Source organism: Rathayibacter oskolensis (assembly GCF_900177245.1).
GTDB classification, from domain to species: Bacteria; Actinomycetota; Actinomycetes; order Actinomycetales; family Microbacteriaceae; genus Rathayibacter; species Rathayibacter oskolensis.
The window spans coordinates 1,113,093-1,135,503 of record NZ_FXBM01000001.1; the positions used below are offsets into that span (position 1 = coordinate 1,113,093).

A 22,411-nucleotide genomic window follows, 5' to 3' on the forward strand; every position below is an offset into this window, starting at 1 on the left:
CTCTCAGCGCCTCGCGACGCGGTACTCGGTCTCGACCATGCCGTTCGCGAAGCGCGCGACGTCGAGGAGCTCGAGCGCGAGGGGGACTCCCTCCGGTGACCACGGGATCCCGCGGCCGATCGCCGTGGGCAGCACCACGAGCCGCACGCGGTCGACGGCGTTCGCGGCGAACAGGTGCTGCGTCAGCGTGAGGCTGCCCCAGACGAGCGTGTCGCCCGGTCTCTCGACGACACCGGCGACGTCGTCGATCCCGATGACGGAGGCGGGATCGAACGTGCCCCACGGAGCCTCGGTGAGCGTCGACGAGACGACGTGCTTCGGAGTGAGGTTGATGGCGTCGGCGATCAGCTCGCCATCGGACACCGCCGTCGGCCAGTACTGCACGAACATCTCGTAGGTCGCCCGGCCGAGGAGGATCGATCCGACGCCCGGCATCCGCGCCGTGTTCCGCTCCTCGAAGTCGGCCATCTCGGTGCCGACGCCCTCGAAGACGTCGAAGGCGCCGCCGGGGCTCGCAGCGAAGCCGTCGGCGGTGACGAACTGCTGGACGACGAGCTCACCCATGGGGCCTCCTCCGGACGCGGGCGGACGGCTCCATCCTCAGTCGAACCAGACGCAGGGACGAGGGGCGCCGCGCCGGGAGGCTGCCGCCGCGTCAGTCCTCGTCGCCCGGCTCCTCGACCTCGGCCCCGTCGGCCCCGGAGGCATCGCCCTCGACGTGCAGATCGGCGTCGCCCGGGAGGGAGAAGTCGCTCAGCGGATCGAGGGGCTTCTCGTTCGGGGTCTGCTCGCGATCGCTCATGCTGCCACCCTACGAGCGTCCGGCGAGCCGCTGCACCGCGGCGACCGGGATGGACAGCCAGCCCGGACGGTTGCGGGCCTCGTAGATCGCCTCGTACACGGCCTTGTCGAGCTCGAAGGCGTCGAGCACGGCGCGGTGCGCCGTCACGGCGTCGCCCGCCCGCTCGGTGTAGCCCTCGAGGAACGCCGCCCTGGTGGCCGCGGCCCATTCGGCCCGGGAGCTCCCGGGGGAGGCCTGCTCGGAGGCGCCCGCCGCGTAGTCGAACGAGCGCAGCATCCCGGCGACGTCGCGCAGAGCGACGTCGGGCATCAGCCGCTCGTGCATCGGCCGGAGCGGCTCGCCCTCGAAGTCGAGCAGCACCCAGCCGTGGCCGGGCACCGAGAGCACCTGACCCAGGTGGTAGTCGCCGTGGATGCGCTGGAGCACCGGCCACGGCTCGGCGGCGGCCGCGCGGAACACCGCGTCGATCGCCTCCGCGTCCTCGGCGATGACAGGCACCTCGGCCGACGCGATCGCGAGGCGGCGGCGCATCGAGGCGATCATGCGCTCGACCACCTCGGCCGACGCCTCCTCGGTCGGGAGGACCTCGGCGAGCAGGGCGTGCACCTCCGCGGTCGCGATCCCGAGCTCTCGTGCCGGGCCGGTGAAGTCGGAGTCGGCTCCGACAGCCTCGAGAGCGACGCGCCACGCGTCCTCGACTCCCGGGAGGAACTCCTGCGCGAAGGCGAGGTGGCCGAAGGCGCGTCCCGTCTGCTCGCCGCGGTCGTCCCACTCGCCGGTGACGTTGCCGATCACCGGCGGGACGAGCGCGCTCCCGGCCGCGTTGAGCGCCGACTGCACGGTCACGTCGGGGTTCTCGCCGTGGTGCAGCGCACGGAAGACCTTCACGATCACGGGGGTGCCGGCCGAGCCGTCCTCCGCGGTGGTCTGCACGATGATCGAGGTGTTCGACTGCTCGCCGCTCAGGATCCGCGACGACGCGAACGACCCGATCGTCGCTCCCGGCTGCCGGTGACCGTCGGCGCGGGCGCCGCCGAGGGCACCCTCCGCGTCCGAGGATCCGCCCTCCGCGATCATCTCGAGCAGGGCGCGCGCGAAGAACGGGTCGCGCGGTCCGTCGTAGACGAACCGGTCGCCCTCGGCCGCGATGAGCGCGTCCTCGAGCCCGCTGACCGGCGAGGAGTGCACGGTCACGGGGATCTGGTACAGAACGGGTGCGGACCCCGCACGGTCGATCACGAGGTGCACGACGACGTCGCCGCCGTCGCGGTGCAGCAGCCACTCCCCGCGGATCTCGAGCTCGGGGCGCCGCCCCTTGCTCGCGTACCACCGCTGCTCCGCCACCCAGGCCGTGGCCCGGTCGATCGATAGGCCTGCGCTCATTGGTCGGCTCTCCCCTTCGTCGGCACCCCGACCCTACGCGGGGCGGGAGTCGTGCGGCTGGGGCTTGCGGCGCGCCCCTCGGATCCGGTCGATCGTCGTCAGGACAGTCCGAGCACGTCGAGGGTCCAGGCGTACTCGAACGCGACCTCGCGCCAGCGCTCGTAGCGGCCGCTGACCCCGCCGTGGCCGGCCGTCATCTCGATCTTCAGGAGCGCCGGTGCCCCGACCTCGCGCAGCCGGGCGACCCACTTGGCGGGCTCGACGTAGAGCACCCGCGTGTCGTTGAGGCTGGTCGTGGCGAGGATCCTCGGGTAGCGCACTCCCTCCCGCACGTTCTCGTAGGGCGAGTACGACTTCATGTAGGCGTACACCTCGGGGTCGTGCAGCGGATCGCCCCACTCGTCCCACTCGATCACCGTCAGCGGCAGCGACGGGTCGAGGATCGAGGTGAGGGCGTCGACGAAGGGGACCTGCGCGAGGATCCCGGCGAACGACTCCGGAGCGAGGTTGGCGACCGCGCCCATCAGCAGGCCGCCGGCCGAGCCGCCCTGGGCGACGAGCCGCTCCGGAGTGGTGAAGCCCGCCTCGACGAGGTGGTGCGCCGCGTCGACGAAGTCGGTGAAGGTGGTGCGCTTGGTGAGCGTCCTGCCGTTCTCGTACCAGGATCGGCCCATCTCGCCTCCGCCGCGCACGTGCGCGATGGCGAAGACGACTCCCCGGTCGAGCAGCGACAGCCGGGGGATCGAGAAGCCCGGGTCGATGCTCGCCTCGTAGGAGCCGTAGCCGTAGAGCAGGAGCGGCGCGGGGCTCGCCTCGGGATCGGCGGCGTCGCGGCGCCAGACGAGCGAGAGCGGGATCCGCGTGCCGTCGGCCGCTGTCGCCCACTCCCGGCGCTGGATGTAGCGCTGGGGGTCGTAGTCGCCGAGGACCGGCTGCTGCTTGAGCACCGTCCGCTCGCCGGTCGCGACATCCAGCGTCAGCACCGTCGAGGGCGTCACGAAGGACGTGTAGGCCAGGCGCAGCGCCGGCTGCTCCCACTCCGGATTCCCCGCGAGGCCCGCGTCGTAGAGCGGCTCGTCGAAGACGATCTCGTCGAGGACGGACTCCAGTGCGCCCTCGCGGAGCAGGCCGAGGCGCGTCGCACCCTCCGACCGGTAGGAGACGACGACGTGGCCGGCGAAGGCGTCGACGCCCTCGATCCGGCGGCCGGGGAGGTGCGGAACGACGATCCGTCGCTCGCGCGCCCGCTCCTCGGGACTGCGGTCGAGATCGGCCGGCTCCTCGACGACCTCGAAGTCGAGGGCGCCGTCGTTGTGCACGATCAGGAGGCGGTCGCGACCGTCGACCACGGCGTGCTCGATCTCGTACTCGACGCCCTCCCGCCGGGGCCAGACCGAGCGGAAGGAGCCGGTCGGGTCGTGCGCGTCGAGCAGGAGGCACTCGCTCGTGATCTTGGAGCCGATCTCGATGACGAGGAACCGGCGGCTCCGGGTCAGGCCGACCCCGATCCAGTACCGCTCGTCGGGCTCCGAGAAGACGACCTCGTCGGCGGAGGAGTCGGTGCCGACCTCGTGGCGCCAGATCGTGTCGGGGCGCCACGACTCGTCGACGGTGGGGTAGAAGACGAAGCGGGCGTCGGCGCCGAACGTGGCTCCGCCGCCGGTCCCCTCGACGACGTCCGTCAGGTCCTCGCCGGTCGAGAGGTCGCGGATCCGGAGCGTGTAGCGCTCGTCGCCCTCGACATCGGTGCCGAAGAGGAGGTACCGGCCGTCGCTGGACACGTCGAAGCTGCCGAGCGCGAAGAAGTCGTGACCCTCCGCCTCCACATTGCCGTCGAGGACGACCTGCTCGCCCTCGAGTGGACCGCCCTCGGCGATCGACGGAGGCGTCCAGTCGTCGGGGCCGGTGATCGGGGCACGGCAGTGCACGGCGTACTGTCGGCCCTCGTACGAGCGCGAGAAGTACCACCACGCGCCCTCGCGCACCGGCACCGACAGGTCGGTCTCCTTCGTGCGCGAGCGGATCTCGTCGAAGAGGCGCTCGCGCAGCGGAGCGAGCGGCTCGAGGAGCGCGTCGGTGTAGGCGTTCTCGGCCTCGAGGTGCGCGATCACCTCGGGGTCCTCCTTCTGGCGGAGCCACTCGTACTGATCGACCACCAGATCGCCGTGATGACGGCGTTCGAGCGGGACACGACGGGCGACGGGAGGGACGGGCACGGTCATCCCTCCAGCCTAGGCGGCGCTCGCGGCGACCGGACTGCGCGGTGTGCGCGCACCCGCGGGCGTGCGCACAATGGAGCATGCCCGATGACGCGAAGACGACGACGGAGTCCCGACGGAGCGCGAAGGAGCGCAAGCGCGTGCAGACGGAGGTCGAGCGCAAGTACGACGTCGAGGCCGGCGCCGAGCTTCCCGAGCTGGTCGGCGCCGGCCCGGCCGCGGCGGAGGACCGGGAGGAGCCGGTGACGCTCCGCGCCGAGTACTTCGACACGGCCGACAGGGCGCTCTCCCGCGGCCGGATCACCCTCCGCCGTCGCGAGGGCGGCGCGGACGAGGGCTGGCACGTGAAGCTCCCCGGATCGGCCGGGCGCACCGAGATCCACGCGCCGCTGACGACCACGAGCACCGTGCCCGCCGCGGTCCGCCGCCCCGTTCTCGGCTACGTCGGCCGCGAGCCGCTCGAACCGCTCGCGCTGCTCGAGACGGTGCGCGGCATCACCCGGATCAGCGACGCCGACGGCCGTCAGCTCGCCGAGGTCGCCGACGACCTGGTCATCGCCCGCGACGCCCGGACCGGGGAGGAGCGCCGCTGGCGGGAGTGGGAGGTCGAGCTGGTCGACGCCCACGGCGACGAGGGCGAGGCGGTGCTCGACGCGATCGAGGAGCGGCTCCTCGCCGCGGGGGCTCGCCCTGCCGAGAGCGCCTCCAAGCTCGCCCGGGCCACCGGCGGGCCGATCGACGACTCCGTGCCCGCGCCCACCGACGGCGGGGAGGCGGCGCTCGCCGCGATCCGCGAGCTCCTGCGCGACCTGCGCGCGATCGACCCCCGGGTGCGCCTCCAGGCCGACGACGCGCTGCACCGGATGCGGGTGCTGACCCGGCGCCTGCGCACCGTACTCGCCGGCTCGCGCTCGGTGCTCGATCGAGCTGTGACCGACCCGATCCGCGACGAGCTCCGCTGGCTCGCCGGTGTGCTCGGCTCGGCGCGCGACGAGGAGGTGCTCGCCGAGCGGTTGCACGCCGCCTTCGCATCGGCGGGCGAGGGCGTCCCCCGTGGTCTGTCCGTCGGCTCCCGGATCTTCGACGAGGGCGAGCAGAGGCACGCCGCGGCGCTCATCAGGGTCGATCGGGCCCTGCACGGCCGTCGCTACCTCGGTCTGCTGTCCTCGCTCGACGCGCTCCTCGCCGATCCGCCGCGCACCGGCGGTGCCGAGTCGAGCGCGAAGAAGCTGGTGCGCCGCTCCCTGGCGAAGGAGCTGGCGCGGGTCGAGGAGGCGCGCGGAGCGGAGTCGGAGGACGCCGTCGCCGCTCGCCACGAGATCCGCAAGGCGGCCAAGCGCCTCCGCTACCTCGTGCAGGCGTGGTCCTCCGTCGTCCCGGACGCCGTCCGGCCGCGGCACCGCGCTCTCGAGTCGGCGGCGAAGCAGGTCGCCGACGCACTGGGAGAGGAGCGGGACGCGATCGCGATGCGCGAGGTGGTCCTCGCCTCGGCCGTCGCGGCGGCGGAGCGGGGCGAGTCCGCCTTCGTGCTCGGGATCGTCTTCGCCGACGAGGGGAATCGCGCTCAGGAGGCGACGGCGGCGTCCGACGCGGCCCTCTCGCGACTGCACTCCCTGTCAAGGTGAACCGCCGGTGACACAGGGGAAACCCCGGCGGCGGATAATGTGAGGCATGCCTTCCGTCCGCGCTCTGCCTTCACCCCTCCTGCGTCCGCGCCACTTCGACCGCGACGACGTCGTGGTCCATGCCGGCCTGTTCTCACTGGTGAACTCGAGTACGACCCCTCGCGCGGCGTGGACGGAGGACCTGATCGCGATCGGCGAGGTGCTGGACGAGGCCGAGTTCCCCTACCGGCTCATCCGCGGCAACGACGGCTCGCCCTTCCTCGCGATCGACCGCTCGCTCGGCACCGAGCTCGCGACGCTGCTCGCACGCGCCTTCGCCGTCGAGCCGTTCTACGCGAAGACTCTCGACAAGCGCGGAGCGACGCCGCAGCTGCTGGCCGAGGGGATGCTCGCCCTCTTCCCGCGAGCCCGGGTCTTCTCGCTCTTCCGGCCCCGCGTCTCCTCGAACGGCTCGCTGCGCTACGGCGCTCGCAGCGGCGTGCGCCTGGAGTTCTGGAAGGTCGGCGAGGAGGAGATCATGACTCCGGCCGAGAACGCCCTGATGCGCAACAGCCTGCCCGTGACCGAGGCCATCGACGCGCACGTCGAGCTGTACGGCCGCACCTGGCCGACCTTCGAGGGCATGTTCGAGCCGCTGGTCAGCGACATCCGCTTCGACGTCGACATGGTGTTCTCGTGGGTCGACGGCACCGACCTCGAGTTCCAGCGAGCCCGCGCCGCCCGGATGTCGAGCTACGTCGTCGGCGAGGGTGACGACGCACCCGCGCGCTTCCGCCAGATCGACGAGCTCAAGTACGCGCTGCGCAGCGTCTACATGTACGCGCCGTGGGTTCGCCGGATCTTCATCGTCACCGACTCCCCGCGGCCGCGCTGGCTCGCCGAGCACCCCGACGTCACGCTGGTGCGCAGCGAGGACCACTTCCGCGACCTGTCCGTGCTCCCGACGCACAACTCGCACGCGGTCGAGAGCCAGCTGCACCGCATCCCGGGGCTGGCCGAGCACTTCCTCTACTCCAACGACGACATGTTCTTCGGCCGTCCGGTCGACCCGTCGATCTTCTTCTCGCCCGGAGGCATCACCAAGTTCATCGAGGCGACGACCCGCATCGGCATGGGCGACTCCAACGCCGCCCGCAGCGGGTTCGAGAACGCGGCGCGGGTGAACCGGCGGCTGCTCCGCGAGCGCTTCGGGGCGATGACGACCCGCCACCTCGAGCACGCGGCGACACCGCTGCGCAAGAGCGTGATGGCCGAGCTCGAGGCGGAGTTCGAGCCGGAGTTCACGGCGACGGCCGCGAGCCGGTTCCGCTCGTCGAGCGACGTCTCGGTCACCAACTCGCTCTACCACTACTACGCGCTGATGACGGGGCGCGCGGTCGTGCAGGAGAACGCGCTGGTGAAGTACGTCGACACGACGATGCTGCAGGGCCTGAAGGACATGAAGAAGCTCCTGAAGAACCGCGGCGTCGACTTCTTCTGCCTGAACGACGGCAGCTTCCCCGAGATCTCGGCGGAGGCGCGCACCAAGGCGGTCATCGGGTTCCTCGAGGAGTACTACCCGATCCCGGCTCCCTGGGAGCGCGAGGACTGACCGTGCTCTGGGCCGTCGTCGGGGGAGTGCTCGGGCTGCTGCTCGGGGTGGCGAGCTCGCTCGTCTTCCCGGGGATCGGCGTGGGCGCGGGCATCGGAGTCGGGATCGCGCTCGGCGCCGCGCTCGCCTTCTCCGGCCACCTCTTCGCGAAGGATCGGGCCCGGAACCGTCCCCGCCGCTGACTCCGCCGCCGGGGTGATACCCCGTGCGGTCTGCAGGTGCCGGTGCGGTCTGCAGGTGCCGGTGCGGTCTGCAGGCGATGAGGGCTGTCTGCGACCGACTTCTGCGGGGGAGAGGGCCTTCCGCCCGCGATCTCCTGCAGATCGCACCCGCCTCGCCTGCAGATCGCATGCAGCAGGCCTTCCGGGCACACCCGACTCGCCGGAGCGAGGGTCGCGCGACGACTAGGCGCTGACGCCCACCTGCTCCACCGGCGGGTAGAGCGCCTCGTCGCGGGTGACCGGCGCGGCCGTCGCCGGCGCGATGACGACTCCGTGGTCGGCGAGGATGCGCTGCGTCTCGTTCGCCGAGACGTACGACACCTCGGTGGAGGCGCCGATCGGCACGACCGAGTGCAGCACCGTTCCGTCGTAGACGTGGATCAGGTTGAACGCCTGGGCGCCGTTGCGGGCGCGCGTCCCGCCGACCGGCACGTTCAGGTCCTGCGTGTAGCAGGTGGCGGAAGCGACCGACACGGGGATCCCGGCGAACGTCGCGGTGGAGGAGTAGTGCAGGTGCCCGGCGATGATGCTCCGGACGTCCGACCCCTCGAGCACCTCGGCGAGCGCCGGCTGATCGCGCAGCTCGACGAGAACCGACAGATCGAGCACGCTCGGGACCGGCGGGTGGTGCAGAGCGAGGATCGTGCCGTGCGGCGCGGGGCTCGCGAGCTCCTCGGCGAGCCAGTCGAGCTGGGCGTCCGAGATCTCGCCGTAGTGCGCGCCGGGCACGGTCGAGTCGAGAGCGATGATGCGCAGGCCGTTGACGTCGTGCACGCGGTCGATCGGCTGCGTGGTCGGCAGCTGGTCGAGCAGGCCGGAGCGGAACGCGCCCCGGTCGTCGTGGTTGCCCATCACCCAGATGACCTCGGCGCCGAGCCGCGCGGCGGCCGGCTCGACGACGGCGCGGAGCTTGGCGTACGCCTCCGGCTCGCCCTTGTCGGCGAGATCGCCGGTGATGACGATCGCCTCCGGGCGCCCGCCCGACTCCTCGAGCTCGTCGAACAGCCGGCGCAGCTGGGCCTCGCTGTCGACGTCGGAGCCGTAGAGGCCGCCGTCTCCTGCGATGAAGTGCGTGTCGCTGAGGTGAAGGATGAAGTGGTTGGGCCGGGGGTACTCGGCCTGACGGACGGTCATGATCCTCGAGTTTCACGATCTGCAGGAGCTGAATCGGATGTTTCAGCATCGACACTAGCGGAGCTTCTCCGCGGGATCCAGAGGTGCACCCGCGAGCGTCAGTCCATCATCCCGGGGTGAACGAGCGGCCAACACGACCCGGCGCGTCATCGAACGCTTTTCCCAGGATCAGGCGCGATCCGGTGCCGCCGCGCTCAGAGTCGGGTGAGCAGTCGCGCGTAGAACACGATCGCGCGCTCGAACTGGTCGACCTCGATCGACTCGTCCGCGCCGTGGATGCCCAGCTGCTGCTGCGGGCTGATCTCGAACGGGATGAAGCGGTAGACGCCGTCGCTGATCGCGTGGAAGTGGCGGGCGTCACTGCCGCCGGTCTGGACGTAGGGCGCGACGATCGCCTCCGGGAACACCTCGCGGACGACGGCGCGGAGCACGTCGTAGGGTCCTCCGTCGCCGGGCTCCCCGGTCGGCGAGACGGGAGAGGGCTCGTGCGCCACCTGCACCTCGACCTCCACCTCCGGGTCGTCGATCACCGCGCGGATGCGCTCGACGACTCCGGCGACCGTCCCGCCCGGGTTGATCCGCACGTTCGCGACCGCGCTCGCGGTCGACGCGAGGACGTTCGCCCCGGTGCTCCCGCGGAGCTGGGTGACGGCCACGGTGGTCCGCAGCATCGCCGCTGACCGGTTGGAGTGCGAGGCGAGCGCGCCGATGACCGACTCCGGGTGCTCGTGGGGGTGCGCGTACCAGACTGCGTGCGCGGCGTCGGCGTGAGGCGCGGCCGCGCGCACGAGCTCGGCGATCGGCTCGGGGAGAGTGGAGGGGAAGGGGTTCTCGGTGAGGCGGTGGATGGCCCTCGCGAGCCGCTGGGTCGCGAGCATTCCGGGGGGCGGCGGGGGAGCGGAGGCGTGACCGCCGACATCGCGGCAGGTCAGCTCGAGGTTCATGATGCCCCGCTCGGTCACGCCGATGACGGCGATCGGAGTGGTGACCCCCGGCAGGATCCCACGCCGCACGTTCCCGCCCTCGTCGAGCACGAAGCGCGGCCGGACGCCCCGCGCGGCCAGCAGGGCCACCACCGAGGGAGCGCCGTCGCCGGCGGTCTCCTCGTTGTGGGTCGACACGAGGTAGACGTCGCGTCGCGGGCGCTCGCCCCGGAGCACGGCCGCCTCGACGGCCTCGAGCAGCGAGACCAGCGAGCCCTTGTCGTCGAGGGCGCCCCGGCCGATCACGGAGGTCCGCCCGTCGGGCCGCAGCACCGTGTCGGCGCCGAAGGGCGCGCTCGACCAGTCCTCGGGGGTCACGCTGACGACGTCGTAGTGCGCCATCAGGACGGACGGGTGGCCCTGCTCGCTTCCCCGCCAGCGCCACAGGAGCGAGTGCTCGGCGACGATCTCGCGCTCGAGAGAGGAGTGCAGGGCCGGGTAGAGCTGCTCGAGCAGTTCGACGAAGACGCGGAAGCGGCTCCAGTCGGTGTCGGTCTCATCGGAGTGCGACACCGTGTCGACCCGCAGCAGGGCCTGGAAGCGCTCGAGCGCGGTCGTCGTCACCCGGCTAGCCTACGACGGCGGTTCCGGGCCCCCGGCCGCCGCGAGCGGAGGTGCCGGTGAGCGGTCTCCCCGAGGTGTGCGTCGTGTACGTGCTGCGCGAATCGCCGAGCGGAGTCGAGGTCCTGCTCGGTGAGAAGCGCCGCGGTCTCGGCCAGGGGCGGGTCGTCGCTCCCGGCGGCAAGCTCGAACCGGGAGAGTCCGCAGAGCGGGCGGCGGTGCGGGAGCTCGCCGAGGAGGTCGGGCTGATCGCCGACGAGCGGGATCTCGAGCCGCGCGGCCGGCTCGACTACCACTTCCCCCATCGCCCGGCGTGGAGTCAGCGCTCGCACGTCTTCGTCTGCCGGCGCTGGTCGGGCGTCGTCGTCGCCTCCAGCGAGCTCGCGGCAGACTTCGTGCCGATCGCAGACGTGCCCTACTCGTCGATGTGGGACGACGCGCGCTTCTGGCTGCCCGCCGTGCTCGCCTCGGGCGACTCCGCCCGGTGGATTTTCGAGTTCGGGTCCGATCTGGCGAGCGTCGTCGCCTCCGACGCACCCGGGTGGAGTGGTGGGGGAGTGCAGGACCGGGGATGACCCGCGGGGCCTCCGTTCGGGTCCCTTCTCCCGTCGGTGGTGCGCTCAGAGCCCCAGCGAGTCGCCGGCGCCCAGAGCGTGGTACTCGCCGCCGCCCTCGCGCGTCGCCCAGCCGAGACGGTCGTGGCCGAGCTTCTGACCCGCCTCCGAGAGGACGCCCTCGTGAGTCGCGAACGCGTGCCGTGGTGCGAGCTCGAGGACGTAGTCGATCGACTCCGCGATCTTCATCCAGGGGGCGCCGGAGGGAGCGGCGAGGATCTCGACGTCGACGCCTTCGGGCACGGTGAAGGAGTCGCCGGCGTAGTAGAAGCGCCCGTTCACGAGGACGCCGACGTTGTCGATCACCGGGATCGAGCGGTGGATCACCGCGTGACGCGAGCCGAAGAAGCGGAGCTCGAAGGGCCCGACCTCGACCGTGTCCCCGTCGGCGACGGTCTCGACGTCGAAGCCGACCGCGGCGGCGGCCACGCCGGCCGGCCCGAAGACGCGGAGGGAGGGATTCGCCGCCCGGAGCCGCTCCAGCTGCTCGGAGGTCCAGTGGTCGGCGTGCTCGTGCGTGATCACGACCGCGACCGTGCCGGGCGTCCCCTCCACGGGGCGGGTGAAGGAGCCGGGGTCGATCACGAGGCGGGAGCCCGCCTCCTCGACGAGGACGGCGGCGTGCTCGAGCTTGGTCAGTCGCATGACTCCGAGCTAAGCGCGGGCCCCCGCGCGGTGCAAGGCGCACCGGAGTGAGCGGAGCCCCGGGCGGCCGCCGATTTGCACCCGTGTCGGCCTGTGTGCGACACTCTTCGAGTTGCAAAAACGCGGCCCCATCGTTTAGCGGCCTAGGACGTCGCCCTCTCACGGCGGTAACGCGGGTTCAAATCCCGCTGGGGTCACCACGGCAACACGAGAAGAACCCCCGGTCTGACCGGGGGTTCTTCTCGTTTAACGCCGGTCGCGGCCCGCGCGCGACGATAGGATCGCATCCGCGAGGAGGGCGCGACCGCCTCTCCTCGGCACAGCTTCAGCACCCCTCGGCAGAACTCGTCGCGAGGCCGCGTTCCGGGCTCGCGTCGCCGGGGCGGTGCGGGTGACGCGGACCGCGACCGCGGTCCGATGTCCGGGGTGACAGACCGATCCCGGCACGACCGCCGGACCCCCACCCTCCTCTCGAAAGGCCGAGTGCCCATGATCGATCTGCCCGTCTGGTTCGTGGTCGGCTCCTTCGTCGTCCTGAGCCTGATCCTCGCCGCCGACCTGCTGCTGGTCTACAAGCGACCGCACGTGCCGAGCCTGAAGGAGTCGGGCCTGTGGGTCGGCTTCTACGTGACCCTGGCCCTGCTGTTCGCTCTGGCGATGCTGGTGCTGGGCGACGGCGAGACGGCGGGCCAGTTCCTCGCGGGCTGGCTGACGGAGTACAGCCTCTCGATCGACAACCTGTTCGTCTTCGTCATCATCATGGGGCGCTTCGCGGTGCCGCCGAAGTACCAGCAGGAAGTGCTGATGGTGGGCATCATCATCGCCCTGATCTTCCGCGGCGTCTTCATCCTGCTCGGTGCTCAGCTCATCGAGAGCTTCAGCTGGATCTTCTACCTCTTCGGCGCGTTCCTCGTCTACACCGCCTACAACCAGGCCTTCGGCAAGGAGGACGAGAGCGAGGGGACCGACAACCTGCTCATCCGGCTCCTCCGGCGCCGCGTGAAGATCTCGGACGAGTTCGACGGCTCCAAGATCCGGACCACCATCGACGGCACGCGCTACTTCACGCCGATGCTGATCGTGTTCCTCGCGATCGGCTCGACCGACCTCCTGTTCGCGCTCGACTCGATCCCGGCGATCTTCGGCATCACCGAGAGCCCGTTCATCGTCTTCACGGCGAACATCTTCGCGCTGATGGGGCTCCGCCAGCTCTACTTCCTGCTCGGCGGCCTGATCGACAAGCTCGAGTACCTCAAGTACGGCATCGCGTTCATCCTCGCCTTCATCGGCGTGAAGCTCGTGCTGCACGCCCTCCACGAGAACGACCTCCCCTTCATCAACGGGGGCGAGCCCGTGCCGGTCTGGGACATCGACACCTGGACGTCGCTCGCCGTGATCGTCGTGAGCATGACCGTCGCGACCGCGGCGAGCCTGCTCAAGATGCGCCGCGAGCACAGCCACATCGAGCTCCACGACGGGCACCCGGAGGTCGTGGCCGACAGCGACGCGACCCGCACGGGCGCCGAGGACAAGTGACCCCGGGATGACGCCGACGCTGATCGAGCTGCCGCAGGGAGTGCTGCGGCTGTCGGTGACGAGCAGCACCGACGTGGGATCCGTGCGGCGGGTCAATGAGGACGCGCTCCTCGCGGACGACCTCGTCCTGGCGGTGGCCGACGGCATGGGCGGTCACGCCCGCGGCGATCTCGCCAGCACCACCGCGGTCGAGGCGCTCCGGGCGAACGCACCGGCGACGATCGGACCGGTGGAGGCGGTGTTCGACCTCGTCGAGGCCGCCAACGCCGCGGTGAGGGGTCTCGATGTCGGCGGCGCCCTCTGCGGCACGACCCTCACCGGCCTCACGCTCGTCCGGCCGGACGAGGGTCCCGCTCGCTGGGCGCTGTTCAACGTGGGCGACTCGCGGGTGTACCGGTGGGACGGCTCCGGGATCGAGCAGCTCACGGTCGATCACTCGGCGGTCCAGGAGCTCGTGTCGGCGGGGCTGCTGACCCGCGAGCTCGCCGAGACGCACCCCGACCGCAACATCGTCACGCGTGCTCTCGGGGCCGACGACGAGGTGGAGACGGATGTGTGGACGCTCCCGATCGTGCCCCGGGCGAGCTACCTCCTCTGCTCGGACGGCCTGACGCGGGAGCTCTCGGACGAGCGGATCGCCGACCTCTTCGAGCAGCGCGACGCGGGCAGGATCGCCCGGGTCGATCTCGCGCAGTCCCTGGTGCACGAGGCGGTCGAGGCCGGGGGTCGCGACAACGTCACGGTCGTCGTGGTCGACGCGGTTCTCGACCCGCGCGCCTGAGCCGCGACCGTTCCCCGCCCGAAGTGACCCCCGGACGGGTTTCACCTTCGTGCCCCCGAGAACTCCAGAGCCCGGCTGTGGATGGGCATACTGGAGGGATGGATGTCGCTGAAGCTCTGGATCGCGCAAAGGTGCGCTTCGCAGAGGGAGACGTCCGCGGTGCCGTGTCACTGCTCGAGCGCTGCGTCGCCGCCGATCCGACCTGGCTCGATCCGCGCATCCTCCTCTCGGAGCTCTACCGCCGCTCGGGCGATCTGATCGAGGCGGGCCGCTGGGGCTACCTCGTCGAGAGCGGCGCCGCCCCCGAGGAGCTGCACGCGTTCGAGCAGGCGCTGGTCAGCACCGACGAGGATCCGTTCGAGCTGGCCGAGCGCGCCCTCGTGCAGCCGCTCGAACTCGCCTCGGAGTCGCCGCACGCCGCCCGGATGCTCGCGGAGCTCCCGCAGAGACTCGAGGAGGCGGCGCGACGCGACGAGGAGGCGCCCGATCCGCTGGACGGCGAGTGGTTCGAGCACGAGGCGGTCCCGGTGAAGCGACGTGGAGGGCTGGTCGGCATGGCCGGAGCCGCCGGAGCGGCCGTCTTCGTCGTCGGAGGGGTCGTCGTCGGGGCGGCCGCGCTCCTCGTGGTGCCGGCCGTTCTGATCGCCATGCTGGTCACCTCCTGAGTCGTCGCGACCGCGCGACAGGCCGTCGCGAGGCCGGGGGTCGTCCGTCGCCTCGGTGCTACGCTCGGTCCATGCTGTTCGGCCGGCTCCTTCTTCTCCGCCGCGACGAGACCTCGATCTGACAGGCCTCTCTCGTCGCGGTGTCTCTCGTGGGCTGACCACCTTTCTTGAGGAAGAGAATCCACCGTCATGAACGACAGTCCGACCGACGCCGCTGCACACCCGAGTGGCGAGCGGCCCCGCACGCTCGCCGAGAAGGTCTGGGACGACCACCTCGTCGCCAAGGGCGACGGCGGCACGCCCGACCTGATCTACATCGACCTGCACCTCGTGCACGAGGTGACCAGCCCCCAGGCCTTCGACGGGCTCCGCCTGGCGGGCCGCCCCGTGCGCCGCCCCGATCTCACCATCGCGACCGAGGACCACAACACCCCGACGCTCGGCATCGACCGTCCGATCGCCGACCTCACCAGCCGCACCCAGATCGAGACCCTGCGTCGCAACTGCGCCGAGTTCGGCGTGCGCCTGCACTCGCTGGGCGACGTCGAGCAGGGCATCGTGCACGTCGTCGGCCCCCAGCTGGGTCTGACCATGCCCGGCATCACGGTGGTCTGCGGAGACTCGCACACCTCGACCCACGGCGCGTTCGGCGCGATGGCGTTCGGCATCGGCACGAGCGAGGTCGAGCACGTGATGGCCACCCAGACCCTGCCGCTCAAGCCCTTCAAGACGATGGCGATCACCGTCGACGGCACCCTGAAGGACGGCGTCACGGCGAAGGACATCATCCTGGCCGTCATCGCGAAGATCGGCACCGGAGGCGGTCAGGGCTACGTCCTCGAGTACCGCGGCTCCGCGATCCGCGCCCTCTCGATGGAGGGGCGCATGACGATCTGCAACATGTCGATCGAGGCGGGCGCGCGAGCCGGCATGGTCGCGCCCGACGAGACGACGTTCGCCTACCTCAAGGGGCGCCCGCACGCCCCCGAGGGCCAGGACTGGGACGACGCGGTCGCCTACTGGCGCACCCTGCCCAGCGACGAGGGAGCCGAGTTCGACGCCGAGGTCGTCCTCGACGGCGACACCCTCGAGCCCTTCGTCACCTGGGGCACGAACCCCGGCCAGGGCGTCTCGCTCTCGCAGGCGGTCCCCGACCCGGAGGCGATCGAGGACCCGAACGAGCGCTCCAACGCTCGCCGGGCGCTCGAGTACATGGACCTCGAGGCGGGCACCCCGATGAAGGAGATCCCGGTCGACGCCGTCTTCATGGGCTCCTGCACCAACTCCCGCATCGAGGATCTCCGGGCCTTCGCCTCGGTCATCGCGGGACGCACCAAGGCTCCCGGCGTGCGCGTCATGGTCGTGCCGGGCTCCGCGCGGGTGCGCATCGAGGCCGAGGCCGAGGGCCTCGACAAGGTGTTCACCGACTTCGGCGCCGAATGGCGGTTCGCCGGCTGCTCGATGTGCCTCGGGATGAACCCCGACCAGCTCGCGCCCGGCGAGCGCTGCGCCTCCACCTCGAACCGCAACTTCGAGGGCAGGCAGGGCAAGGGAGGACGCACCCACCTCGTCTCGCCGCTGGTCGCCGCGGCGACGGCCGTGCGCGGCACCCTCTCCAGCCCGTCCGATCTGGAGCCCGCTCGAGAACTGGTGGAGGCCTGATCATGGACAAGTTCGAGACCGTCACCGGCATCGCCGCGCCCCTGAAGCGGAGCAACGTCGACACCGACCAGATCATCCCCGCCGTGTTCCTCAAGCGGGTAACCAAGACCGGCTTCGAGGACGCGCTGTTCCACGGCTGGCGCCAGGAGGAGGGCTTCGTCCTCAACCAGGGGCCGTTCCTCGGGGCGCAGATCCTGGTCGCGGGGCCCGACTTCGGCACCGGCTCCAGCCGCGAGCACGCGGTCTGGGCGCTGCGCGACTTCGGCTTCCGTGTCGTGCTGTCCTCGCGTTTCGGCGACATCTTCCGCGGCAACTCCGGCAAGCAGGGTCTGCTCGCCGCGGCGGTCGCCGAGGACGACATCGAGCGCATCTGGGCGATCATCGACGCGCAGCCGGGAATAGAACTCACGGTCGATCTGGTTGCCCGTACGGTCACCGCCGGTGGCGAGACCTTCTCCTTCGAGATCGACGACTACACTCGTTGGCGCCTGATCGAGGGGCTGGACGACATCGGCCTGACCCTGCGCGACGAAGCGCTCATTTCCGAATTCGAGACCCGTCGCGAGAGCTGGCGGCCCAAGACATTGCCGGTGAAATAGCGTGAACACACTTCTCCAGGACGCCAAGGCGGCGCTGCAGGATGCCAAGGCGTCGGGAGCCCGTGTCGGGATGACGACCGAGCGGATCACCATCCACGGCGGACGCCCGCTGAAGGGTCGGATCGAGCTCAAGGGCGCGAAGAACCTCGTCACCAAGGCGATGGTGGCCGCGCTCCTCGGCGAGACCGCGTCGACGCTGCGCGACGTGCCCGACATCAGCGACGTCCGCGTCGTGAAGGGCCTCCTCGAGGTGCACGGCGTCAAGGTGAAGCAGGGTCCCGAGGTGGGCGAGCTGATCCTCGACCCCTCGAACGTCGAGTCGGCGCACTTCGCCGACATCGACGCGCACGCCGGTTCGAGCCGCATCCCGATCCTGTTCTGCGGACCGCTGCTGCACCGCCTCGGCGAGGCGTTCATCCCCGACCTCGGCGGCTGCCGCATCGGCGACCGCCCGATCGACTACCACCTCGAGGTGCTGCGCAACTTCGGCGCCATCGTCGAGAAGCTGCCCTCCGGCATCCGGATGTCGGCGCCCGAGGGCCTGCACGGCGCGAAGGTGTCGCTGCCCTATCCGAGCGTCGGAGCGACCGAGCAGGTGCTGCTCACCGCGGTCCGCGCCTCGGGCATCACCGAGCTCTCGGGTGCCGCGATCGAGCCCGAGATCATGGATCTCATCAACATCCTGCAGAAGATGGGCGCCATCATCTCGGTCGACACCGACCGCGTGATCCGCATCGAGGGCGTCGACCGTCTGACCGGCTACACCCACCGCGCCCTCTTCGACCGCAACGAGGCCGCCTCCTGGGCGGCTGCGGCGCTCGCGACCGACGGCGACATCTTCGTCGGCGGCGCCCGCCAGCAGGAGATGACGACGTTCCTCAACGTCTTCCGCAAGGTCGGCGGCGCGTTCGAGATCGCCGAGGACGGCATCCGCTTCTACCACCCCGGCGGCGAGCTGAAGCCGGTCATCATCGAGACCGACGTGCACCCCGGCTTCATGACCGACTGGCAGCAGCCGCTCGTCGTCGCGCTGACCAAGGCCAAGGGCGTGTCGATCGTGCACGAGACCGTCTACGAGCAGCGCTTCGGCTTCGTCGACGCGCTGGTCGAGATGGGCGCGACGATCCAGATCCACCGCGAGTGCCTCGGCGGGCAGGCCTGCCGCTTCGGACAGCGCAACTTCATGCACTCGGCGGTCATCTCCGGTCCGTCGAAGCTGCACGGCGCCGACATCGTCGTGCCGGACCTGCGCGGCGGCTTCTCGCACCTGATCGCGGCGCTCTCGGCCGAGGGCACCTCCTCGGTCTCGAACGTCGGCATCATCAGCCGCGGCTACGAGAACTTCCTCACCAAGCTCGAGCTGCTCGGGGCCGACTTCTCGCTCGACGCGTAGGCGCCGGCGCGACCCGTGCGGTCGATCCGGGGATGCCCGGGCGGGCGCGGGCAGTCGGGGTGCCCGCCCGGGGATGCGAGGATGGGCGGGTGTCTGAACGAAGCCGTCCGTCCATCTTCTGGTTCCTCGCGGCAGCGGTGATCCCCACGATGACCGCCTCCGTCGACCTGCGGGTCCGCGACATCGACAAGATCCCGAGCTCCGGCGCGTTCGTCTTCGCGCCCAACCACTACAGCGAGATCGATCCGTTCATCACGGGGTGGACCCTCTGGCGCGCCGGTCGTGCGCCGCGCTTCCTCGCCAAGGCCTCGCTGTTCACGGTGCCCGTCGTCGGCGCCGTCCTGCGCGCCTCCGGGCAGATCCCCGTCGAGCGCGCCGGGTCGGTCCGCGGCAGCGAGCCGCTCAAGACGGCCAAGGAGCTGGTCGACCGGGGCGGCTCGGTGATCATCTACCCGGAGGGGACGCTCACCCGCGACCCCGAGCTGTGGCCCATGCGCGGCAAGACGGGCGCGGTGAGGATGGCCCTCCAGTACGGCCTGCCCGTCGTCCCGGTCGCGCACTGGGGCACCCAGCAGCTGATGGGCCGCTACTCGAAGAAGATCACCCTCTTCCGCCGGAAGCGGGTCGACGTTCTGGTGGGCGATCCCGTCGACCTGTCGGCCTTCCGCGGCCGGAGCCTCGACTCCGCCACGCTGAACGAGGCGTCGGCGGTCGTCATGGCGGCGATCACGGCGCTCCTCGAGGAGCTCCGCGGCGAGACCGCGCCCGAGAAGCGCTGGAACCCGGCCGAGCACAACCAGAAGGGGACGGGGCGCTTTGAGTCCGAGCAGTAGGGGCGAGCGGCGCTCGACGCCCATCCCGGTCGCGCGTCGCGTCGCCGTCCTCGGAGCAGGCAGCTGGGGCACGACCTTCGCCAAGATCCTCGCCGACGGTGGGTCCGACGTCGTCATGTGGGCGCGCCGTGCCGAGCTCGCGCGCGAGATCACCGAGGCCAAGCGCAACAGCGACTACCTGCCCGGCATCAACCTGCCGCGCAACATCCGGGCGACCCCCCGCATCGAGGAGGCGCTGGAGGGGGTCGAGCACGTCTACCTCTCGATCCCGTCGCAGACGCTCCGCGGCAACCTCGAGGCGATCACACCGTTCCTCACCGAGCGCACGATCCTGATCAGCCTGATGAAGGGCGTCGAGAAGGGGAGCGGCCAGCGGATGAGCGAGGTGATCTCGCAGGTGCTGCCGATCTCGCCGAACCGGATCGCGGTCGCCTCCGGGCCCAACCTCGCCCTCGAGATCGCGAAGGAGCAGCCCACCGCGGCGGTCATCGCCTCCGAGAGCCTCGTCACGGCGCAGGAGGTCGCGCTGGCGGCGACCAACCGCTACTTCCGCTCCTTCGTCAACACCGACGTGATCGGCACCGAGTTCGGCGGGGTGCTGAAGAACCTGATCGCGGTGGCGATCGGGATCGTCGACGGGGTCGGCTACGGCGAGAACACCAAGGCGTCGATCATGACCCGCGGCCTCGCCGAGATGACCGACTTCGCGGTCGCCTACGGGGCGAAGGCCGAGACGATGTCGGGGCTCGCCGGTCTCGGCGACCTGATCGCCACATCGAGCTCATCGCTCTCGCGCAACAACACCGCGGGCCGCCTCCTCGGGCAGGGCTACAGCTTCACCGATGTGGTCAAGACGATGCAGCAGACCGCCGAGGGGCTCTCCTCCGTGGCGCCGGTGCTCGAGCTCGCCCGTGCCAGGGGAGTCGACATGCCCATCGTCCAGCAGGTGTCGCAGGTGCTCGCCGGTACCCTCGACCCGAAGGACATCGCGCCGCACCTGACCACGGATTCGGACGAGCCACAGGGTGAGAGGAACCTCGATGACCAGCAAGCGCGCGGTGGCCGTTCTGTTCGGGGGGCGCTCAAGCGAGCACTCGATCAGCTGCGCAACGGCGGCGGGGGTGCTGCGGGCGATCGACCGTGACCGCTTCGAGGTGATCCCGGTCGGGATCACCCGGGACGGCGCGTTCGTGCTCGAGGAGGACCGCCCCGAGAAGTTCGCCCTCGACGCGGCGGCGCTGCCCGAGGTCGTCGACAACGGCTCGAGGGTGCGCTGGCCGGAGTCGGCCCTGTCGCGCGAGCTCACGGTCGCCGGGGCCGACGGCGCCGTCCGCTCGCTCGGCGACGTCGATGTGGTGTTCCCGATCCTGCACGGTCCGTGGGGAGAGGACGGCACCGTCCAGGGGCTCCTCGAGCTGATCGGCCTCCCGTACGTCGGGTCCGGGGTCCTCGCCTCGGCGCTCGGGATGGACAAGCACTTCACCAAGACGGTCCTGCGGGCCGCCGGCATCGCGGTCGCACCCTGGTACACGGTGACCGAGGCGGAGTGGCGCGTCGACCCCGGCGACGCCTCCGCCGCCCTCGACGACCTGGGGCTGCCCGTCTTCGTGAAGCCCGCCCGCGCCGGCTCGAGCGTCGGCGTGAGCCGCGTCGACGACCCCTCGCAGCTCGACGCGGCGCTCGAGGAGGCGTTCGCCCACGACTCGCGCGTGCTGATCGAGGCCGCGATCGTCGGCCGCGAGGTCGAGATCGGGGTGCTCGGCGCGCGCGCAGGCGAGTCGGCGCGCGCCTCGGTCGCCGGCGAGGTCGTCGTGTCGGGGCGCGGCTTCTACGACTTCGAGGCGAAGTACCTCGGGGCCGAGGGCGTCGACCTGATCTGCCCGGCCGACCTCACCGCCGACGAGCTCGCCGAGATGCGATCGCTCGCGGTGCGCGCCTTCGAGGCGATCGGCGCCGAGGGACTCGCTCGCGTCGACTTCTTCCTCACGCTCGAGGGCTTCGTGGTCAACGAGATCAACACGATGCCGGGCTTCACGCCGATCTCGATGTTCCCGCGGATGTGGGGGGCGAGCGGGGTGGCGTACCCGGATCTGATCGGCGAGCTCATCGACCTGGCGCTCGCTCGGGTCCCGGTGGCGGTCCGGTGAGCGAGGCTCCGCTCGGGATCACGATCGACCCGGGCGGCTCCGTCGCGCCGTTCGCGCAGATCCGCGAGCAGATCGCTGCGCGGGTCGCGGCCGGCGGGCTGCACGTCGGCGCGCGCCTTCCTCCGGTGCGGTCCCTCGCCGAGCTGCTCGGGGTGGCGCCGGGCACCGTCGCGCGTGCCTACAAGGAGCTGGAGGCCGCGGGCGTCGTCGAGACGCGGGGACGCGCAGGCACCGTGGTCACGGGCGGCGTCGAGGGCGTCGAGCGGGAGCTGCAGCTCGCGGCGTCGGCCTTCGCCGAGCGGGCGCGGGCGCTGGGTGCGACGCCGGATCAGGCGCTGCGCGTGGCGCGGGCGTCGCTCGGCGTCTGAGCGGATCCCGCTCGCCGCGCTGCGATCTGCAGGAGATCGCAGCGACCCCGCCCGTCTCAGGCGGAGGAGAACGCTCTCAGCGGCGTAACGCCTGCAGATCGGACGAGCGCCTGCGGACAGGGCGCGCAGGCTCAGCCGGTCGGCGTGCCCTCGGGGTCGAGGGTGTCGGTGTCGGAGACGTCGGTGCACTCGCCCGTCTTCGGCAGGTACGACACGGCGTTGGCCAGATCGACGACGGCCGAGGTGCCCGAGGCCCGGCTCTGGTCGACCGTGACCTCGACGGCCGGTTCGCGACCGTAGGTGGTCAGCGTGTAGATGTCCTCGTCGGCCCGCGTCTCGTCGATGACCCAGTCGACGCCGCTCACCGAGACGCAGAGGTCGGTCGTCGGGCCGGGCGGCTCGACTCCGCAGTGCAGGATGACCGCCGACGGGGTTCCCCAGGCGGCCGTCCCCTGCGCGTTCGTCTCGCGCTCGGGCTGCTCGGCGACGACGTCGGGGAGGCGGACGGAGACCTCGGCGCAGGCGACGTCCGTCGCGTCGGCGGCCGGTTCGAGAGCGACCGTCGCCGAGCATCCGGACAGCAGGAGAACCGCCGCGATCGCGGCGAACGGGGCGAGGAGGCGACGGGAGGACATCGGGCGCAACGCTA

At 71.2% G+C, this 22,411-nt stretch carries 22 protein-coding genes and 1 tRNA gene; 15 read left to right on the top strand and 8 right to left on the bottom strand.

Going from position 1 to position 22,411, the window contains the following annotated elements:
* Window positions 1-3: 3 nt before the first annotated feature.
* The 4 genes from B9Y99_RS05415 to B9Y99_RS05425 all read right to left on the bottom strand — a co-directional run bounded on the left by B9Y99_RS05415 (window position 4) and on the right by B9Y99_RS05425 (window position 4,407).
* On the bottom strand, window positions 4-564 hold the full coding sequence (locus B9Y99_RS05415) for a dihydrofolate reductase family protein (RefSeq protein WP_085475520.1): 561 nt from the start codon (window positions 562-564) through the stop codon (window positions 4-6).
* 91 nt (window positions 565-655) lie between these two features.
* A complete protein-coding gene (locus B9Y99_RS18720) occupies window positions 656-802 on the bottom strand; it encodes a hypothetical protein (RefSeq protein WP_165759540.1) in 147 nt (48 codons plus the stop codon).
* Window positions 803-811: 9 nt separating this feature from the next.
* Window positions 812-2,185, bottom strand: coding sequence for a maltokinase N-terminal cap-like domain-containing protein (locus B9Y99_RS05420; protein ID WP_085475521.1), 1,374 nt, complete (start codon window positions 2,183-2,185; stop codon window positions 812-814).
* Between the two features lie 98 nt (window positions 2,186-2,283).
* Complete coding sequence (locus B9Y99_RS05425) at window positions 2,284-4,407, bottom strand: S9 family peptidase (RefSeq protein ID WP_085475522.1); 2,124 nt, start codon at window positions 4,405-4,407, stop codon at window positions 2,284-2,286.
* A gap of 77 nt (window positions 4,408-4,484) precedes the next feature.
* Here B9Y99_RS05425 and B9Y99_RS05430 point away from each other — a divergent pair, with 77 nt between their 5' ends.
* Genes B9Y99_RS05430 through B9Y99_RS05440 form a run of 3 tightly spaced genes read left to right on the top strand, consistent with a single transcriptional unit; the run spans window position 4,485 to window position 7,802 of the window.
* Window positions 4,485-6,029, top strand: coding sequence for a CYTH and CHAD domain-containing protein (locus B9Y99_RS05430; RefSeq protein WP_085475523.1), 1,545 nt, complete (start codon window positions 4,485-4,487; stop codon window positions 6,027-6,029).
* A gap of 46 nt (window positions 6,030-6,075) precedes the next feature.
* Window positions 6,076-7,620, top strand: a complete 1,545-nt coding sequence (locus B9Y99_RS05435) for a stealth conserved region 3 domain-containing protein (protein ID WP_085475524.1) — start codon at window positions 6,076-6,078, stop codon at window positions 7,618-7,620.
* Between the two features lie 2 nt (window positions 7,621-7,622).
* A complete protein-coding gene (locus B9Y99_RS05440; RefSeq protein ID WP_085475525.1) occupies window positions 7,623-7,802 on the top strand; it encodes a hypothetical protein in 180 nt (59 codons plus the stop codon).
* Between the two features lie 222 nt (window positions 7,803-8,024).
* Here the strand turns inward: B9Y99_RS05440 and B9Y99_RS05445 are convergent, their stop codons facing one another.
* Window positions 8,025-8,975, bottom strand: a complete 951-nt coding sequence (locus B9Y99_RS05445) for a phosphodiesterase (RefSeq protein ID WP_085475526.1) — start codon at window positions 8,973-8,975, stop codon at window positions 8,025-8,027.
* A gap of 194 nt (window positions 8,976-9,169) precedes the next feature.
* Window positions 9,170-10,522: a M20/M25/M40 family metallo-hydrolase gene (locus B9Y99_RS05450; protein WP_085475527.1), complete on the bottom strand. Its 1,353-nt coding sequence runs from the start codon at window positions 10,520-10,522 to the stop codon at window positions 9,170-9,172.
* Between the two features lie 56 nt (window positions 10,523-10,578).
* Here B9Y99_RS05450 and B9Y99_RS05455 point away from each other — a divergent pair, with 56 nt between their 5' ends.
* Window positions 10,579-11,094, top strand: coding sequence for an 8-oxo-dGTP diphosphatase (locus tag B9Y99_RS05455; protein ID WP_165759541.1), 516 nt, complete (start codon window positions 10,579-10,581; stop codon window positions 11,092-11,094).
* 45 nt (window positions 11,095-11,139) lie between these two features.
* Here B9Y99_RS05455 and B9Y99_RS05460 read toward each other — a convergent pair whose 3' ends face one another.
* Window positions 11,140-11,778 (bottom strand): MBL fold metallo-hydrolase, encoded by a 639-nt coding sequence (locus B9Y99_RS05460; protein ID WP_085475529.1) that lies wholly within the window; start codon window positions 11,776-11,778, stop codon window positions 11,140-11,142.
* Between the two features lie 124 nt (window positions 11,779-11,902).
* Here B9Y99_RS05460 and B9Y99_RS05465 point away from each other — a divergent pair.
* The 11 genes from B9Y99_RS05465 (at window position 11,903) to B9Y99_RS05515 (ending at window position 21,762) form a co-directional block, all read left to right on the top strand.
* Window positions 11,903-11,978 (top strand) — tRNA-Glu (locus B9Y99_RS05465).
* A 289-nt stretch (window positions 11,979-12,267) separates the two neighbouring features.
* Window positions 12,268-13,314: a TerC family protein gene (locus B9Y99_RS05470; protein WP_085475530.1), complete on the top strand. Its 1,047-nt coding sequence runs from the start codon at window positions 12,268-12,270 to the stop codon at window positions 13,312-13,314.
* Window positions 13,315-13,321: 7 nt separating this feature from the next.
* Window positions 13,322-14,095 (top strand): PP2C family protein-serine/threonine phosphatase, encoded by a 774-nt coding sequence (locus tag B9Y99_RS05475; RefSeq protein ID WP_085475531.1) that lies wholly within the window; start codon window positions 13,322-13,324, stop codon window positions 14,093-14,095.
* Window positions 14,096-14,193: 98 nt separating this feature from the next.
* On the top strand, window positions 14,194-14,760 hold the full coding sequence (locus B9Y99_RS05480; RefSeq protein WP_129587905.1) for a DUF6584 family protein: 567 nt from the start codon (window positions 14,194-14,196) through the stop codon (window positions 14,758-14,760).
* A gap of 189 nt (window positions 14,761-14,949) precedes the next feature.
* Entirely contained in the window at window positions 14,950-16,422 is a 1,473-nt protein-coding gene (gene leuC / locus B9Y99_RS05485; RefSeq protein WP_085475533.1) for a 3-isopropylmalate dehydratase large subunit, read from the top strand.
* Window positions 16,423-16,424: 2 nt separating this feature from the next.
* Window positions 16,425-17,021 (top strand): 3-isopropylmalate dehydratase small subunit, encoded by a 597-nt coding sequence (gene leuD, locus B9Y99_RS05490; protein WP_085475534.1) that lies wholly within the window; start codon window positions 16,425-16,427, stop codon window positions 17,019-17,021.
* Window positions 17,022-17,091: 70 nt separating this feature from the next.
* A complete protein-coding gene (gene murA / locus B9Y99_RS05495; RefSeq protein WP_085476259.1) occupies window positions 17,092-18,414 on the top strand; it encodes a UDP-N-acetylglucosamine 1-carboxyvinyltransferase in 1,323 nt (440 codons plus the stop codon).
* A 32-nt stretch (window positions 18,415-18,446) separates the two neighbouring features.
* Window positions 18,447-19,247 (top strand): lysophospholipid acyltransferase family protein, encoded by an 801-nt coding sequence (locus B9Y99_RS05500; protein WP_085475535.1) that lies wholly within the window; start codon window positions 18,447-18,449, stop codon window positions 19,245-19,247.
* Window positions 19,231-20,391, top strand: coding sequence for an NAD(P)H-dependent glycerol-3-phosphate dehydrogenase (locus tag B9Y99_RS05505; RefSeq protein ID WP_085475536.1), 1,161 nt, complete (start codon window positions 19,231-19,233; stop codon window positions 20,389-20,391). The genes B9Y99_RS05500 and B9Y99_RS05505 overlap by 17 nt, the downstream gene beginning before the upstream one ends.
* Complete coding sequence (locus B9Y99_RS05510; RefSeq protein ID WP_085475537.1) at window positions 20,288-21,394, top strand: D-alanine--D-alanine ligase family protein; 1,107 nt, start codon at window positions 20,288-20,290, stop codon at window positions 21,392-21,394. The genes B9Y99_RS05505 and B9Y99_RS05510 overlap by 104 nt, the downstream gene beginning before the upstream one ends.
* Complete coding sequence (locus B9Y99_RS05515; protein WP_208856888.1) at window positions 21,391-21,762, top strand: GntR family transcriptional regulator; 372 nt, start codon at window positions 21,391-21,393, stop codon at window positions 21,760-21,762. Before B9Y99_RS05510 ends, B9Y99_RS05515 begins: the two co-directional genes overlap by 4 nt.
* 131 nt (window positions 21,763-21,893) lie before the next feature.
* On the opposite strand, the gene B9Y99_RS05520 is transcribed toward B9Y99_RS05515, so the two are convergent.
* Window positions 21,894-22,397 carry a DUF3515 domain-containing protein gene (locus B9Y99_RS05520; RefSeq protein WP_085475538.1) on the bottom strand — a complete coding sequence of 168 codons (504 nt, stop codon included), beginning with the start codon at window positions 22,395-22,397 and terminating at the stop codon, window positions 21,894-21,896.
* Window positions 22,398-22,411: the final 14 nt, after the last annotated feature.